General features: G+C 73.8%; 13 protein-coding genes and 2 tRNA genes. 8 read left to right on the top strand and 7 right to left on the bottom strand.

The features are described from left to right. Positions 1-36: 36 nt before the first annotated feature. Positions 37-450 carry an SsgA family sporulation/cell division regulator gene (locus ACFYYT_RS22235; RefSeq protein ID WP_030011909.1) on the bottom strand — a complete coding sequence of 138 codons (414 nt, stop codon included), beginning with the start codon at positions 448-450 and terminating at the stop codon, positions 37-39. A 177-nt stretch (positions 451-627) separates the two neighbouring features. On the opposite strand from ACFYYT_RS22235, the gene ACFYYT_RS22230 reads away from it, so the two are divergent. Both ACFYYT_RS22230 and ACFYYT_RS22225 read left to right on the top strand, forming a co-directional pair. Further along, positions 628-1,065, top strand: a complete 438-nt coding sequence (locus ACFYYT_RS22230; protein WP_351824018.1) for a TIGR02611 family protein — start codon at positions 628-630, stop codon at positions 1,063-1,065. 57 nt (positions 1,066-1,122) lie between these two features. Further along, positions 1,123-1,194 (top strand) — tRNA-Val (locus ACFYYT_RS22225). 92 nt (positions 1,195-1,286) lie between these two features. Here ACFYYT_RS22225 and ACFYYT_RS22220 read toward each other — a convergent pair. Next, positions 1,287-3,626: an SCO7613 C-terminal domain-containing membrane protein gene (locus ACFYYT_RS22220; protein WP_388608986.1), complete on the bottom strand. Its 2,340-nt coding sequence runs from the start codon at positions 3,624-3,626 to the stop codon at positions 1,287-1,289. A 129-nt stretch (positions 3,627-3,755) separates the two neighbouring features. On the opposite strand from ACFYYT_RS22220, the gene ACFYYT_RS22215 reads away from it, so the two are divergent. Continuing rightward, the gene (locus tag ACFYYT_RS22215) at positions 3,756-4,226 is read left to right on the top strand and encodes an SRPBCC family protein (protein ID WP_351821137.1); all 471 of its coding nucleotides are present in this window, start codon (positions 3,756-3,758) and stop codon (positions 4,224-4,226) included. Between the two features lie 38 nt (positions 4,227-4,264). Further along, positions 4,265-4,336: transfer RNA gene (locus ACFYYT_RS22210), tRNA-Val, on the top strand. A gap of 114 nt (positions 4,337-4,450) precedes the next feature. Here ACFYYT_RS22210 and ACFYYT_RS22205 read toward each other — a convergent pair. Further along, positions 4,451-5,176 (bottom strand): 3'-5' exonuclease, encoded by a 726-nt coding sequence (locus ACFYYT_RS22205; RefSeq protein ID WP_351821134.1) that lies wholly within the window; start codon positions 5,174-5,176, stop codon positions 4,451-4,453. Between the two features lie 220 nt (positions 5,177-5,396). Between ACFYYT_RS22205 and ACFYYT_RS22200 the strand changes: the two genes are divergently transcribed. Continuing rightward, positions 5,397-5,975, top strand: coding sequence for a DUF4365 domain-containing protein (locus ACFYYT_RS22200; protein WP_351821132.1), 579 nt, complete (start codon positions 5,397-5,399; stop codon positions 5,973-5,975). Then, the gene (locus ACFYYT_RS22195) at positions 5,975-7,186 is read left to right on the top strand and encodes a hypothetical protein (protein WP_351821129.1); all 1,212 of its coding nucleotides are present in this window, start codon (positions 5,975-5,977) and stop codon (positions 7,184-7,186) included. Before ACFYYT_RS22200 ends, ACFYYT_RS22195 begins: the two co-directional genes overlap by 1 nt. A gap of 24 nt (positions 7,187-7,210) precedes the next feature. On the opposite strand, the gene ACFYYT_RS22190 is transcribed toward ACFYYT_RS22195, so the two are convergent. Next, positions 7,211-7,684: a GNAT family N-acetyltransferase gene (locus tag ACFYYT_RS22190; protein ID WP_351821126.1), complete on the bottom strand. Its 474-nt coding sequence runs from the start codon at positions 7,682-7,684 to the stop codon at positions 7,211-7,213. Between the two features lie 151 nt (positions 7,685-7,835). Between ACFYYT_RS22190 and thrS the strand changes: the two genes are divergently transcribed. Further along, complete coding sequence (thrS, locus tag ACFYYT_RS22185) at positions 7,836-9,812, top strand: threonine--tRNA ligase (protein WP_351821124.1); 1,977 nt, start codon at positions 7,836-7,838, stop codon at positions 9,810-9,812. Between the two features lie 82 nt (positions 9,813-9,894). Next, positions 9,895-10,455, top strand: a complete 561-nt coding sequence (locus ACFYYT_RS22180; RefSeq protein ID WP_351821122.1) for an HIT domain-containing protein — start codon at positions 9,895-9,897, stop codon at positions 10,453-10,455. 68 nt (positions 10,456-10,523) lie between these two features. Here the strand turns inward: ACFYYT_RS22180 and ACFYYT_RS22175 are convergent, their stop codons facing one another. The 3 genes from ACFYYT_RS22175 to ACFYYT_RS22165 form a co-directional block, all read right to left on the bottom strand. After that, positions 10,524-10,946, bottom strand: a complete 423-nt coding sequence (locus tag ACFYYT_RS22175; RefSeq protein WP_351821119.1) for a DUF1992 domain-containing protein — start codon at positions 10,944-10,946, stop codon at positions 10,524-10,526. 69 nt (positions 10,947-11,015) lie between these two features. Continuing rightward, positions 11,016-12,695: a hypothetical protein gene (locus tag ACFYYT_RS22170; RefSeq protein WP_351821116.1), complete on the bottom strand. Its 1,680-nt coding sequence runs from the start codon at positions 12,693-12,695 to the stop codon at positions 11,016-11,018. 213 nt (positions 12,696-12,908) lie between these two features. Then, entirely contained in the window at positions 12,909-15,113 is a 2,205-nt protein-coding gene (locus tag ACFYYT_RS22165) for an elongation factor G-like protein EF-G2 (protein ID WP_351821114.1), read from the bottom strand. Positions 15,114-15,332: the final 219 nt, after the last annotated feature.

Genomic DNA, 15,332 nt, shown 5'->3' with positions numbered 1-15,332 from the left:
CCGAGTCGGACGGTGTCGAGCGGCTGTAGGCCTGGCTCAGCTTTCGGCCAGGATGTGGGAGAGCTCCTTGTCGAGGTCGAAGTGCCGGTGCTCGGTCCCGGGTGGGACCGCGGCGTCCGTCCGCTTGAGGAACGATTCGAGTGCTCGGGCGGGTGCTTCGAGCAGCGCTTCTCCCTCCGGTGAGCTCAGGGCGATGCACACGACGCCCTGACCGTGGCTGCGGGACGGCCAGACGCGGACGTCGCCGGTACCGGTGGGCCGGTGGAGGCCCTCAGCGAGGAGGTCGCGGGCGAATACCCATTCGACCGTCTCCTCGGCGCCGGTGTGGAAGGTGGCGTGCACGGCGTAGGGGTCGGCCGTGTCATACCGCAGGCCCGCGGGAACAGGCAGTGAGGACTCGCTCGACACAACGAGGCGCAGGTGCAGCTCGCAGCTGACCGTGGTGTTCATAAGCGCCAGGGCCTTTCGCTCAGTGTGCGCTCGGGGATTCGCACGTCGGCGAAATCGACATGCCACCTACGGTGCCGTTGTAAACCCCTCTGACCGTTTTGCGGACCTCTGGGTCCCTCGGACGGCGGATCCAAAGCGGCATTCACGTGTGCTTCCGGCTCCGGTAGATTCGAGCCCATGAATACGGGGAGTGACCGCGGAACCAACGAGTCCGCCACCAGTGAACCGGCCGCCGAAGAGACTCCGCACGTCTCCAAGGCACCCGCCTTCATCAAGGCCAACCGCAGCCTGCACCTGAGCTGGCAGGTCGGCGTCTTCGTCGTCGGCCTGGCCGTCATCGCCGCCGGCATCGCCATGCTCGTCCTGCCCGGCCCCGGCTGGGTGGCGATCTTCGCGGGCCTGGCGATCTGGGCCACCGAGTTCGCCTGGGCCCACCTCGTCCTGCGCTGGACCAAGCGCAAGGTCACCGAGGCCGCGCAGAAGGCCCTCGACCCGAAGGTGCGCCGCCGCAACATCATCCTCACCAGCGTCGGCCTCGTCATCGCGGGCGCGCTGATCGGCTTCTACCTGTGGAAGTACGGCCTGACGCTGCCCTGGAACCTGAAGGACCAGTGACCCTCCGGGCATGGTCATGGAGCACCGCTGACATGCGGTAATGTTTGCGGTGCGTCCGGGCGATTAGCTCAGTGGGAGAGCACTTCGTTCACACCGAAGGGGTCACTGGTTCGAACCCAGTATCGCCCACCCGGAGCAGAGGCCCGGAGACTCGTCAAGAGTCTCCGGGCCTCTGTCGTACCCGCTACCCGCTCCCCGCTCCGGGCTCCCCGCCCCGGCCCTCACCGCAGCCGGCCGAGCGCCTCCCGCAGCCGGCGGGCGTCGCGCAGCCGCTTCTCGTACGTCGACCCCACCGCGAGCAGCAGCAGCCCCGCCAGCGCGGGCGGCACCCAGCGCGGCAGCGCCCCGGCCGCCTGGACCAAGTACGGGGCCAGCTCGTGCAGGGCCACCGCCGCCAGGGTCGCGCCGCCCAGCAGCAGCGGCGCCCGCAGCCGGTGGCGCGCCCCGGCCAGGGTGAGGGCCAGCGCGGCCAGGCCCAGCAGCAGCGGGCGCGGCCAGCCGGAGTCCACCCAGGCGGCGCCCAGGCCGGGCAGCAGGGTCGCCGCCAGCCCCGGACCGTACGCGGCCCAGGACGAGGCCCCCGGATCCCGGCGGCGCCGCAGCAGGCCCACCGCGAGCGCGAGCGCCGACACCGGCAGGGTGTACGCCTCCGGCGCCGTCACCCCCGACGCGCCCAGCCGGACCCACGCCGCCGCGACCGCCAGCGCCCCCGCCGCCCCCGCCGCCCCGCGCCGGTCCGCCCGCAGCGCCGCCCCCGCGCAGCACACCCCGGCCAGTGCCAGGACCAGCGCCAGCACCGGCGGGTCCCCGGCCGCCAGGACCACCGCGAGCAGCCCGCTCCCCGCCGCGGCCGCCTCCGCGGGCACCCGTACCGGATCCAGGCGCGCTCCGAGTGCCACCACGGCCGCCGGGACCGCCAGCACCGCCACCCCCCGCCATGGCGCGCCCGCCCCGGCCAGCGCCGCCAGCGCCACCGCCGTGGCCGCCGCGAAGCAGACGGCGAGCACCGCCCCGCCACCCCGTACCGGCCGCTGGGCGCCCTCGTACGCGGCTCCCAGCGCGCAGCCGGCGCCCAGCACCCCGAACACCGCGAACGTGGCCAGGCGGCCGTCCAGCGCCGCCAGGGACACGTTCAGGGCCCCGGCCGCCGCCCCGGCCCCGGCCGCCAGGGCCACGGCGGGCGCGGAAGCCCGCAACGCCACCACCCCGGCCGCCGCCACCACCGCCAGCTGCGCCCCGAGCACCGCCGCCACCGGCAGCCCCAGCAGGACCGGCGCCACGAACAGCCCGGACCCCGCGCACACCCCCGCCGCGATCCGCGACCCCCCGCGCGGCAGCACCCCGGCCTGCCCCGCGAGCGCCCCCGCCGCCAGCAGCAGCGTCACCGCCAGGGCCGGCCCCGGGAGGTACCCGGCCGGACGCGGGGCCGTCGCGGCCCAGACCTCGCCCAGCACCCCGAGCCGGGACGCCGCCGCGACCGCCACCGCCGCCAGCCCCGCCAGTGCCCCCGGCAGGGCCACCGCCACCCCGGCCCGCAGCAGCCCCCGGCGCACCGGCCCCGGCGCGGCCGTCCCCCGTCCCGCCGCCAGCAGCAGCCCGAGCGCCGCCGCCACCCGCACCGCGACCCCCCACCCGGAGCCCGCCCCGGCCGGCACCAGCGCCCCGGCCGCCGCCACCCCCGCCAGGCCCCCCGCGAGCGCCGCCCCCGAAGCCCGCGGCTCGCGCCGGGCCACCGCCACGCCCAGCAGTGCCCCCGCTGCCAGGAGGCCCGCCGCACCCGCGCCCCCGGGCGCGCCGAGGGACCGGGCCAGCCCCAGCGCCAGCGCGCAGCCGCCCAGCGCGCCCGCCGCCGCCCACGCGGGCACCCGTACCGCCCGCCGCCGCGCCAGGGCCGCCAGCGCGGCGTCCAGCGCGGCCGTCGCCAGCAGCGCCCAGCCGCACTCCAGTGGGCCCGCCCCCGTCACCAACGCGGCCAGGGGCAACGGCAGTTGCGCCGCCGCCACCGCCGCGACCGCCGGCAGCCGCAGCCGGCCCGGCGCCGCCCCGTAGAGCGCCCACAGCGCGGCCAGTACCGCCGCGGCCCACGCCGCGTACACCCCGCCGTCGGTGCCCGGCAGCCCCACCGCGTGCAGGGCGTACGCGTCGAGCGCCGTCAGGAGCAGCCCGAGCCCCGCGACCGCCTCGGCCGTCGCCCGCAGCCCGCGCCCCAGCAGGACCGCCGGCGCGGCCGCCGCCGCCGCGGTCAGCGCGGCCAGCACGGCCGCGCGGGCCCCGATGCCCAGGGAGCCCCAGCTCACCAGGGTGAAGGCCAGCGCGGCCACGGCGAGCAGGACCGCGCCCAGCGTCAGCAGGACGTTCTGCGCGCTCGGCGCCGGTCCGGCCGCCGGGCCCGCGCCGCCGCGCGCCGCCGGTGCGGGCGCCCCGGCCGCCGGGCCCGGCTGCCACAGCAGTGCCACCAGCCACGCCCTACGGGTGAGCAAGTACGCCCGCCGGGCATCCAGTTGCAGCAGCTCGCGGTCGATGAGCGCCAGCTCTTCGGCGGGCGGGAGAGGGGTGTCCATGGCCGGAGTGTGGCGCCCGTCACCCCCTCAGGACATGGGCGGCCGTACTCAGATCGGCGCTGAGTACCCCCGGGCACCGGTTTCCCGGACCGCCGGACGCGGCCCCCGCGGCCGGGCCAGACTGGGGAGATGCCGCGCTGGACGCACTACCGTTTCCGCAGCGTGTGGGACCTCGACGCCCCGCCCGCCCTCGTCTACGCCCGGCTGGAGGACCCCGGGCACTACCCCGACTGGTGGCCGCAGATCCGCCGCGTCGACGTCCTCGACGAGCACACCGGCGCCGTCCTCATCCGCTCCGTCCTCCCGTACGCGATCCACGTGACCCTCACCGATCTGCTCCGCGACCCCCGGCGCGGGGTCCTGGAAGTGGCGCTGCGCGGCGACCTGGAGGGCTGGGCGCGGTGGACCGTACGCGCGCGCGGGGCCCGGCGCTCCGGGGCGCGGGCCGTCTACGAGCAGGAGGTCGAGGTGAAGGCGCCCCTCCTGAGGCGGTTCGGCCTCGCCGGACGACCGCTCCTGCGGCTCAACCACGCCCTGATGATGTGCTCCGGACACCACGGGCTCGCGGCCCGGCTGGCGGCCGGACGGGAAGCGGTTTGAACAGACCCGGAGGCTCTTGTATTGTTCAGTCCGTTCCCGGGCGATTAGCTCAGCGGGAGAGCACTTCGTTCACACCGAAGGGGTCACTGGTTCGATCCCAGTATCGCCCACCGGGACAGGCCGGTCCGTCTGATGACGGACCGGCCTTCCGCATGTACGGGGCGTACGGAACCTCGCGGGCCGAGCCCGAACCCGGCCCCGAGCTCGGCCCCGGATCCCGCCCGCTACGCGGCCTGCGACACCTCCGGGCGCAGCGGCCAGTGCGGATCCACCGACTCCGGAGTGCCCTGCCGGGTGAACCACGCCTGGAGCCCCCGCGCCTGGGCCGCGTGCCACACGGCCTGGAGCGCGTGCAGCTCCGCCGGGGTCAGCCGCTCCAGCCGCGCCGCGAACCTGCGCCCGACGGCCCGGACCAGCTCCAGCGAGGCCATCGCGTCCGCCGTGGCCTCGTGCGCCCCCTCCAGCTCTATGCCGTAGTGCGCGCACAGGTCCGTCAGCGTCCGGCGGCCCTTGCGGTAGCGGTCCAGGTGCTTGTCCAGCACCCGCGGATCCAGCACCGTCAGCGGCCGGTTGTCCAGGTACCGCGCCAGCGTCGACGCCCGGTGCCGGCGCAACTCCCGGTCCAGCAGCGTCAGGTCGAACGGCGCGTTCATCACCACCACCGGCCGGCCCGCCACCTGCTGCTCACCGAGCGCGCGGGCTATCTCCTCCACCACCGGCGCCGGCCAGCGGCCGTGGCGCTGGAGGTGCTCGTCGGTCAGGCCGTGCACTTCCGTGGCTCCCGGGGGCACCGGGATGCCGGGATTGACCAGCCAGCGGGTGGAGCGGACCCGGCCGCCCGCACATTCCTGCACGACGAGCGCGGCGGACACGATCCGGTCCTGCTCGACGTCCACCCCGGTGGTCTCCGTGTCGAATGCGGCCAGCGGGCCCTCATACCAGCGTGTCATGGCGAACTCCTCGTCCCCGATCGGCAGATGGGGCGCACCCGGGGCGTTACTGCCACGGAGCGTGCCACCTTGCCGAATCGGTGATACCCGGGCCGTTTGCCCCGTACGCCGTTTGCGGGCAGCCGGGTGCGGAGACAACTCCTGCGGGGGGCCGCACGCATGACCGGCCGTCACCCCGCATCCGCTCACGGCAGAGCCCGGAAGGCATGGGGAGCCGGCCATGGCGCTCACACAGCCCGAACCGGGCGGGTTGCTGCACGGACCGCCCGGTCCGCGGACCGGACCACTGCGCGGCACACTCGCCACCACCGCCTGCATGGAGACCCTCCAGGTGGGCTACCTGCACGCCGTCGCGGCCGCGGCCGGCTGCTCGCTCTCCCAGCCCTTTCCGGACAACGGCATCGACTGGCACGTCAGCCACGGCGCGCCGGAGCACGTCGTCGACGACGAGGTGACCGTCAAGGTGCAGCTGAAGGCGACCTACCAGGTGCCGCCCCGGCCGCCCGGCGCCACCTTCGGCTTCACCCTCGACAACGAGCACCTGGTGAAGCTGGCCCGCACCCCGGTCGCCGTCCACAAGATCCTCGTCGTGATGCTCGTACCGCGGGAGCGCGAGGAGTGGCTGAGCGCCGGCCACGACCGGCTCGACCTGCGGCACTGCTGCTACTGGACCAACCTCGCCGGACACCCCGTGACCGGCCGGCGCCGGACCACCGTACGGATACCGACGTCGCGGATCTTCGACGACCGGGCGCTGTGCGAGATCATGACCCGGGTCGGGTCGGGAGGGACACCCTGATGAACCGGAACTCACCGCACCTCGAACCGCTGCCGTCCCCGGAGTTCGTCCCGGGCACGCCCGATCCCGCGCAGGTCGATCCGCAGGTGCTCGGCGCCCTGCTCCGCCGGCACGGTTGGCAGCGGCGCGGCGGCGCGGCGGGCCGGTACGGGCGCTGGACCCCGCCGGGCCGGGCGGGCACCAGCCTCCTCGTCCCGGAGAGCCGCGCCTTCCCCGACTGCGCGGACCTGCTGGAGGAGGCGGTGACCGCCCTCTCCCACAGCGGACTGCCCTCCGCGCGCGAGGTGCTGTTCGGGCTGAGCGTCCCCAGCGACGAGGTCCGCTGGGAGCGGGAGATTCCCGAGGGCCCCTACGGCTACCAGGGCGAGGCCGCCTGGACCGTGCAGGAACAGCTCCGCTCGGCGGCCCGCCGGCTGCTGCTCGCCGGAGCCCTCGCCGACCGGGCCCGCGCCGGGTACTACGGCGCCCGCCACCGGGCCCAGGCCGAACGGGTCCTGGACGGGGTGCTGGTCGGCCCCTCGCCGGGCGGACGCCGGCTCACCGCCTACGTCCCCGTCGACGGCGGCCGGGGCACCGTCGCCCGGCTGCACCACGCCCTGCACGCGGCCCGGGAGGCGGTGGACTACCAGCGCGCCACCGGCGGGATGGAGGCCTTCGACGCCGCCGTCGCCGCCGGGGTCAGCCGGGAGCTCGCCGACGCGCTGATCGCCCTCGTACGGGGTTCCGAGGGCGCCCGGATCGTGCTGGCCTGGGCCCCGGCGGCCGGGGTGCCCGCCGGGTGCGCGGCGCGGCCCGAGCCGGTGGAGTTCTCGCCCGGCGACCTGCCCGTGCTGCGCGAGGCCGCCGCCCGCTACACCCGGGAGGAGCCCGCCGTGCCCGTCCGGCTCGCCGGGGCCGTGGTGCGGATGCGGCGCAAGGCCGCGGGCGGCGGCGGGACCGTCCGGCTGCGGGTGCTGGCGGGCGCGGAGGTCGCGTACGTACGGGCCGCGCTCGACGAGGAGGCGTACCGCATCGCCGGCCACGCCCACCTGGTCGGACTCCCGGTGCGGGTCAGCGGGCGGCTCCAGCGCCGGGGCGGCTTCCGCCGGCTCACCGACGCGGGCGACGTGGTCCCCGTACCGCTGGACGAGGTGGAACGGGACCGGCTGATGAAGTCCCTCGACGCGGCCTTCGACCCCGCCGAGGCGCTGCCGGACGACGAGGAGGCCTAGGGGAGGCCCAGGGGGTGCCGCGCGTCACCCGTGACGGGTGAAGGAAGCCATGGTCAGGCCGGGGGCGGGGGAGAAGTCGGCGCCGCGCATGAAGCCGTGGCGGGCGTACAGGGCCACCGCCGGGGCGTTGGCCGCGCCGGTGGTGACCTCGACGACGCGTCCCGCGAAGAGCTCCGTCAGCGCGTGGCGCAGCAGCAGGGAGGCGACCCCGCGCCGGAACCAGCCCGGATCCACGCACAGCCGGTCCAGCCGGACCGGCTCCCCGGGCGCGGCCTCCTCCCAGGCCAGGAACCCGGCGACGGCACCCTCCGCGCTCACGGCCCCCAGCCAGCGCAGCGGCCGCGCCCGCAGCTGCGCCAGGCTCTCGCCGAGCGCGGGGATGCCGTCGAAGCCGATCAGCCCGGCCTCCACCGCGTAGGCGGCGCGGCCGATCCGGTGCACGGCCCCGGCGGTGCGGTCGTCGGTCAGGTCGAGCGGGCGGACGAGCGGGCTCGGCACGGTGCGGGTTCCCTTCGCGGGGCGGGGCGGAGGGCCCACGGTAGCCAGCGCGGGCCGGGCGGCCGTAACCGTTTAGCGGCGCGGCCGCTCGGCTCGGTACGATTCAGGCGCGCAGTGTTCGCTCGCGCACCCCCTGAGTCAGGAGAGACCGGTGTCAGACGTCCGTGTGATCATCCAACGCGATTCCGAGCGGGACGAGCGCGTGGTGGCCACGGGCACTACGGCGGCGGAGCTCTTCGCCGGCGAGCGCACCATCGTCGCCGCGCGCATCGCGGGTGAGCTGAAGGACCTCGCGTACGAGGTGAAGGACGGCGAGACCGTCGAGCCGGTGGAGATCTCCTCCCAGGACGGCCTCGACATCCTGCGCCACTCGACCGCGCACGTCATGGCGCAGGCCGTGCAGGAGCTGTTCCCCGAGGCCAAGCTGGGCATCGGCCCGCCGGTCCAGAACGGCTTCTACTACGACTTCGACGTGGAGAAGCCCTTCACCCCCGAGGACCTCAAGGTCATCGAGAAGAAGATGCAGGAGATCCAGAAGCGCGGTCAGAGGTTCTCCCGCCGCGTGGTCTCCGACGAGGCGGCCCGCGAGGAGCTCGCCGACGAGCCCTACAAGCTGGAGCTCATCGGCATCAAGGGCTCCGCGTCCACCGACGACGGCGCGAACGTCGAGGTGGGCGGCGGCGAGCTGACCATCTACGACAACCTGGACGCGAAGACCGGCGAGCTGTGCTGGAAGGACCTCTGCCGCGGTCCCCACCTGCCCACCACCCGCAACATCCCGGCCTTCAAGCTCATGCGCAACGCGGCCGCCTACTGGCGGGGCAGCGAGAAGAACCCGATGCTCCAGCGCATCTACGGCACCGCGTGGCCGTCCAAGGACGAGCTGAAGGCCCACCTCGACTTCCTCGCCGAGGCCGAGAAGCGCGACCACCGCAAGCTCGGCAACGAGCTGGACCTCTTCTCCATCCCGGACGAGATCGGCTCCGGCCTCGCCGTCTTCCACCCGCGCGGCGGCATCATCCGCCGGACCATGGAGGACTACTCGCGCCGCCGGCACGAGGAGGAGGGCTACGAGTTCGTCTACTCCCCGCACGCCACCAAGGGCGCCCTCTTCGAGAAGAGCGGTCACCTGGACTGGTACGCGGAGGGCATGTACCCCCCCATGCAGCTCGACGGTGGTACCGACTACTACCTCAAGCCCATGAACTGCCCGATGCACAACCTGATCTTCGACGCGCGCGGCCGTTCCTACCGCGAACTCCCGCTGCGCCTCTTCGAGTTCGGCACGGTGTACCGGTACGAGAAGTCGGGCGTGGTGCACGGCCTGACCCGCGCGCGGGGCTTCACCCAGGACGACGCGCACATCTACTGCACCCGTGAGCAGATGGCGGAGGAGCTCGACCGCACCCTCACCTTCGTGCTGAACCTGCTCCGCGACTACGGTCTGACCGACTTCTACCTGGAGCTGTCGACCAAGGACCCGGAGAAGTTCGTCGGCTCGGACGAGGTGTGGGAGGAGGCCACCGCCGTCCTCCAGCAGGTCGCCGAGAAGCAGGGCCTCCCGCTGACCCCCGACCCGGGCGGCGCCGCGTTCTACGGCCCGAAGATCTCGGTGCAGGCGCGCGACGCCATCGGCCGCACCTGGCAGATGTCGACCGTGCAGCTCGACTTCAACCTGCCGGAGCGGTTCAACCTGGAGTACACCGCTCCCGACGGCTCGCGCCAGCGGCCGGTCATGATCCACCGGGCGCTGTTCGGCTCGATCGAGCGGTTCTTCGCGGTGCTGCTGGAGCACTACGCGGGCGCCATGCCGCCGTGGCTCGCCCCGGTCCAGGCCGTCGGCATCCCGATCGGCGACGGGCACGTCGAGTACCTCCGGGAGTTCGCCGCCGAGGCGAAGAAGCAGGGCCTGCGGGTCGAGGTGGACGCCTCCTCCGACCGCATGCAGAAGAAGATCCGCAACCACCAGAAGCTCAAGGTTCCGTTCATGGTCATCGTCGGTGACGAGGACATGGCCGCGGGCACCGTCTCCTTCCGCTACCGCGACGGTTCGCAGGAGAACGGCATCGCCAAGGACGAGGCCCTGGCCAAGCTTGCGAAGGTCGTCGCCGACCGCGTCCAGGTCTGATCCACGGCCCCCGGTCACAGGACGGGCCCCCGGAAGGTGATCACTTTCCGGGGGCCTTCCTCGTTCGCACGAACGAGGTCATATGCTGCGTCCTATGACGATTGAGCCGGAGCAGCAGATCGGTGTGGGCACGCAGGACGCGTTCCAGCGTCTGTGGACGCCCCACCGGATGGCCTACATCCAGGGGGAGAACAAGCCGACCGGTCCGGAGGCCGGGGACGGCTGTCCCTTCTGCGGGATTCCGGAGCTGTCCGACCAGGACGGCCTGATCGTGGCGCGCGGCGAGCACGTGTACGCCGTGCTCAACCTCTACCCGTACAACGGCGGCCATCTGATGGTCGTCCCGTACCGGCACGTCGCCGACTACACGGAGCTCGACGGCCCGGAGACGGCCGAGCTCGCGGACCTCACGAAGCGGGCCATGACCGCGCTGCGCAAGGCGTCCGGGGCGCACGGGTTCAACATCGGCATGAACCAGGGCGCGGCCGCCGGCGCCGGCATCGCCGCGCACCTGCACCAGCACATCGTGCCCCGCTGGGGCGGGGACACGAACTTCATGCCGGTCGTCGGCCACACCAAGGTGCTGCCGCAACTCCTCGCGGACACCCGCCAGATGCTCGCCGACGCCTGGCCCGTGGACTAGGTCCGCAAGGGCCGCTGGTCTCTCTGGTCTCTCTGGTCTCGCCGGACCCGCTAGTCCCGCTGGCCTCGCTAGGCCCGCTCCCGCGCGATCCGCTGCGCGAGGGCCGCGCGCCATTCGGCGACGACGGCCTCGACGTCGAACTCCGTGAGGTGCAGGGGCGGGCCCTGCGGGGGCATGCGCAGGGCGGCGCGGATCTTCTCGTTGACCTCGGTGAGGACGGCCCGTACCTGTCGTTCGGTACGGGCCCCCCGGGCCGCCTCCAGGGCGTCCTCGGCCTCCTTGCGCAGGGCGAGGGAGGGCGGCAGCGGGGAGAAGCCCTCGCGGTGCAGCTTCTGCTTGACCCACCAGAGCTCGTCGTAGGGCGCGTCGATCGAGGCCAGCGGCTTGCCCCAGCCGGGCAGAGCGTCGAAGTCGCCGCGGTCGGCGGCCTCCCGGATCTGCCGGTCGACGAACGTCTCGAAGCTGACCCCCGGCGGCTTGCGTTCGGTCACGGTCGGTGCCTCCTCGACTCGCGGCGCACGGCCCTCGCCTCCAGCCTACCCACGCCTACCCACGCGTCCCTACGCGTCGTAGACGTCCGCCTTGCGCGGGGCCGGCTCCTGGATCATGCCGCTCATGATCGAGGAGCGGGTGGTGAAGCGCTCGGTGTCCACGCCGTTCTCCTCCAGCACCTTGAACGCCGCGGTGTGCACGGAGCGCAGCACGGGAGCCACCGTGCGCAGGGCGTCGTCCGCCATGAAGCGGTGGCGCCACATGGAGCCCGCCCAGACGTGCCGCAGGCCGAAGGGCTCGGGCAGGACCAGCTTGCCGCCGAAGTACTCCAGCAGCGGCGGGTACCAGGTCAGCGGGGCGCGCACGGCCAGACGTACCACTTCGCTCGCGTCGACGAGCGGCAGCGGGCGCTCCACCGTCTCCCAGAAGCGGATGGATTTGGGGACCTCCACCACCGGGGTCTTGGACTTGGTGGTGAACAGCCCGTGCACCGGGCCGAGGGCGTGGGCGGTGACGTCGACGCGCAGGGTCTTGTAGAGCACGGTGACGGTGACCAGCATGGTGATGACGAGCTGGCCGTCCCAGAGCGGGTACTGGATGCCGAGGTAGTGCCGGTCTCCGGCGCTGAACTGCTGTTCGTTGCAGATGCGGGTGATCTCGTGCGGCTTGACCAGGAAGGTGTCGACGTCCTCGCCGCCGGGCCGGGCCACTTCCCCGGCGCCCTCGCCGACGGGGGTGACGATCCAGTGCTGGATCGAGGCGGGCGGGAAGCCGCCGGTGTGCAGCGGGCCGCGCTCCAGCTTGCGCAGCTGGGTGTCGATCGCGCGTATGACGTCCCAGCTGCGGAAGGGGTGGATCTCCGCGCCGTCGTTCTTGGGGGTCAGCTCCTCGGCCATCTGCCAGCTGCCCCAGCGGGTGCCCATGCCGAGGATGCCCTTCGGGCCGGCGTAGAAGACGGAGTTGCTGCGGTTCTCGGCGGTCAGCTTCGCCAGCTGGCGGCGCAGGTCCTCGCGGGCCTTCTCGTCGGGGTTGCCGGGGACCGCGTCCGGGATCTTGACGGCGACCCCGCCGCCGCCGAGCAGGCCGTCCCAGCGGGAGCGCAGGTCGGCCGCGGTGCGCTCGCAGATCCGGCGGGCCAGGTACCAGCCCAGGACGGGGGCGATCAGCGAGCCGAAGAGGTACAGCTCCAGGATCCCGCTGCCGGGGGCCCGGTAGACCACCCGGTAGAGCAGTACGGCCGCGCCGAGGGCGACGCCGACGAGCAGGGCCGTGCCGATCCAGCTGCTCTTCCTGCCGCCGCCCTTGGCCAGGGACTTGCGCAGCTGGAAGAGGCCCAGCCACAGCAGCAGGCCGGGCAGGAACACGACCCCGCAGACCAGCGTGATCAGGCGGAGCCTGCGGTCGCGGTCCTTGCGGATGTGGGTGGCGGCCAGGCAGTGCTCGACGACGGTCTGCGGGTCGGCGCCGAAGGACTGGATGAGCGGCTTGCGGCCGGGGGAGAGGGTGCGGGCCTCGACGGCCCGGCAGAAGGCCTCGCCGAGGCTGGGCTCGAAGAGGGAGATCCTGGGGGCCTTGACCGAGGCCGGGTGGTTCTCGCTGTTGGCCCCGAGGATCGAGGACAGCGCGGCGTCCTTGCCGCCGTCGCGGTACGCGGCGGAGGCGAGCGCGTTGGTCGCGGCGGTCTGTCCGCCGCCCCCTTGGAGGGGGATCTGTGCCCCGGGCCTGAAGTCGAAACCGTCGTCCGCCACCGTTGCCCCCATCGCCGTGCCACTGTGCTCTTTGCGTGCCGTCGTGCCGTCGTGCCGTCGTGCCGTCGTGCCGTCGTGCCGTCGTGTGTAGGTGTTCTGCCCACTCGTGCCGTCCGCCGCGCCGAAAAGCCTATCGGCGGACGCCGCCCCATGGTCATGGGACAGGGAAATGCCGCCCACCGCAAGAAGGTTGGGTGGGCGGCAGTCGCGGCGTTATGTCAATGGGCTTCCCTTCTCTGCCTGTTCGCGCATCTTGTCGGCGAGGTGGGCGGGCATCGGTTCGTGGCGGGCGTAGGAGCGGCTGAACCGGCCCGTGCCGTGCGAGACGGAGCGGAGGTCGAGCGCGTACCGGCCGATCTCGATCTCGGGGATCTCGGCGCGCACCCGGCTGCGGCCGGAGCCGGCCTGTTCGGTGCCGACCACGCGGCCCCGGCGGCCCGCGAGGTCGCTCATGACCGGGCCGACGTAGGCGTCGGGCACCAGGACGTCGAGCTCCGCGACGGGCTCCAGGAGGTGGATCGGGGCGTCCGCGGCGGCCTCGCGCAGGGCGAGGGCGCCTGCGGTCTGGAAGGCGGCGTCGGAGGAGTCCACCGAGTGCGCCTTGCCGTCGCGCAGGGTGATCCGTACGTCGACCAGCGGATGGCCGGCGGCCAGGCCCCGGGCCGCCTGGGCCCGTACGCCCTTCTCCACGGACGGGATGAACTGGCGGGGGACGGCGCCGCCGACGACCTTGTCGACGAACTCGATGCCGCTGCCCGGCGGGAGCGGCTCGACCTCGATCTCACAGATGGCGAACTGGCCGTGGCCGCCGGACTGTTTGACGTGCCGGCCGCGCCCGGTGGCCTTGGCGCCGAAGGTCTCGCGCAGGCTGACCCGGTGCGGGACCGGGTCGACCTGGACTCCGTAGCGGGTCCGCAGCCGCTCCAGGGCGACGTCCTGGTGGGCCTCGCCCAGCGACCACAGGACCAGCTGGTGGGTGTGCGGGTTCTGTTCCAGCCGCATGGTCGGGTCCTCGGCGACGAGCCGGGCCAGCCCCTGGGAGAGCTTGTCCTCGTCGGCCTTGCTGTGGGCCTCGATGGCGAGGGGGAGCAGCGGCTCGGGCATCGGCCAGGGTTCCATCAGGAGGGGGGAGCCCTTGGCGGAGAGGGTGTCGCCGGTTTCGGCGCGGGTGAGCTTGGCCACGCAGGCGAGGTCGCCCGCGATGCAGGCCGCGAGGGTGCGCTGCTGTTTGCCGAAGGGGGAGGTGAGGGTGCCGATGCGTTCGTCGACGTCGTGGTCCTCGTGCCCGCGGTCGGCCAGTCCGTGGCCGCTGACGTGGACCGTCTCCTCGGGGCGCAGGGTGCCGGAGAAGACGCGGACCAGGGAGACGCGGCCGACGTAGGGGTCGGAGGAGGTCTTGACGACCTCGGCGACGAGCGGGCCCGAGGGGTCGCAGGTGACGGCGGGGCGGGGGGAGCCGTCGGGGGCGGTGACGGTGACCGGCGCCCGCTCCTCGGGGGTGGGGAAGCCGCCGGTGATCAGTTCGAGGAGTTCGGCGGTGCCCAGGCCCTGGCGGGCTCCCTCGGCGGCGGGCGAGGCCATCAGGACGGGGTGGAAGGTGCCCCGGGCGACCGCCCGCTCCAGGTCGTCGACCAGGGTCTTGACGTCGATGTCCGCACCGCCGAGGTAGCGGTCCATGAGGCTCTCGTCCTCGCTCTCGGCGATGATCCCCTCGATCAGCCGGGAGCGGGCGCCGTCGATCAGGGCCAGCTCGGCGGGGTCCGGGTCGCGCTCGGCGCGGGTGCCCGAGGAGTAGTCGTACACCCGGCGGGACAGCAGGCCGAGGAGGCCGGTGACGGGGGCGTGGCCGTCGGGGCCGGGGGCCGCGTGGAGCGGCAGGTACAGGGGGACGACGGCGTCCGGGTTCTCGGCCCCGAAGGCCTCGCCGCAGACGGCCGTCATCTCGGCATAGTCGGCCCGGGCCGCCTCCACATGGGTGACGACGATGGCCCGGGGCATGCCGACGGCCTCGCACTCCTCCCAGACCATGCGGGTGGCGCCGTCGATCCCGTCGGCGGCGGAGACCACGAAGAGGGCCGCGTCGGCCGCGCGCAGACCGGCCCGGAGCTCGCCGACGAAGTCGGCGTACCCGGGGGTGTCCAGAATGTTGATCTTGATCCCGGCCCATTCGACGGGGACCAGGGAGAGCTGGACGGAGCGCTGGCGGCGGTGCTCGATCTCGTCGTAGTCCGAGACGGTGGCCCCGTCCTCGACCCGGCCGGCCCGGTTGACGGCTCCGGCGGTCAGTGCGAGGGCCTCGACGAGGGTGGTCTTGCCGGAGCCGCTGTGGCCGACCAGCACGACGTTCCGTACGGAAGAGGGGCGGTCGGCCGTCAGTGCCCTGCCGGCGGCTCCGGATTGGTGTGATGTGGCTCCCATGGTGCTCGTGCCTCCTGGTGTCGCGTTGAGGAGGATGATCGGGGTTCTTCGAGCTTTGCACCGGTGTCACACTGCGTCCATACGTCGTACCCGTGGCCGTCCGGGGCGCGACGGCGGCGCGGCGCGCGGATTGCGCGGCGCGAACCGGTGGGTGCGCGGCGTGACGGGCCCGGGGCGCTGGCTACGATGGGCCAGCCGGTGGCCGTGGTGGCCGCGCGG

It is taken from the genome of Streptomyces sp. NPDC002032 (assembly GCF_042890765.1).
Classification (GTDB): domain Bacteria; phylum Actinomycetota; class Actinomycetes; order Streptomycetales; family Streptomycetaceae; genus Streptomyces.
The sequence above is the reverse complement of the archived record's forward strand: the minus strand, read 5'-3'. Positions and strand labels throughout refer to the sequence as shown.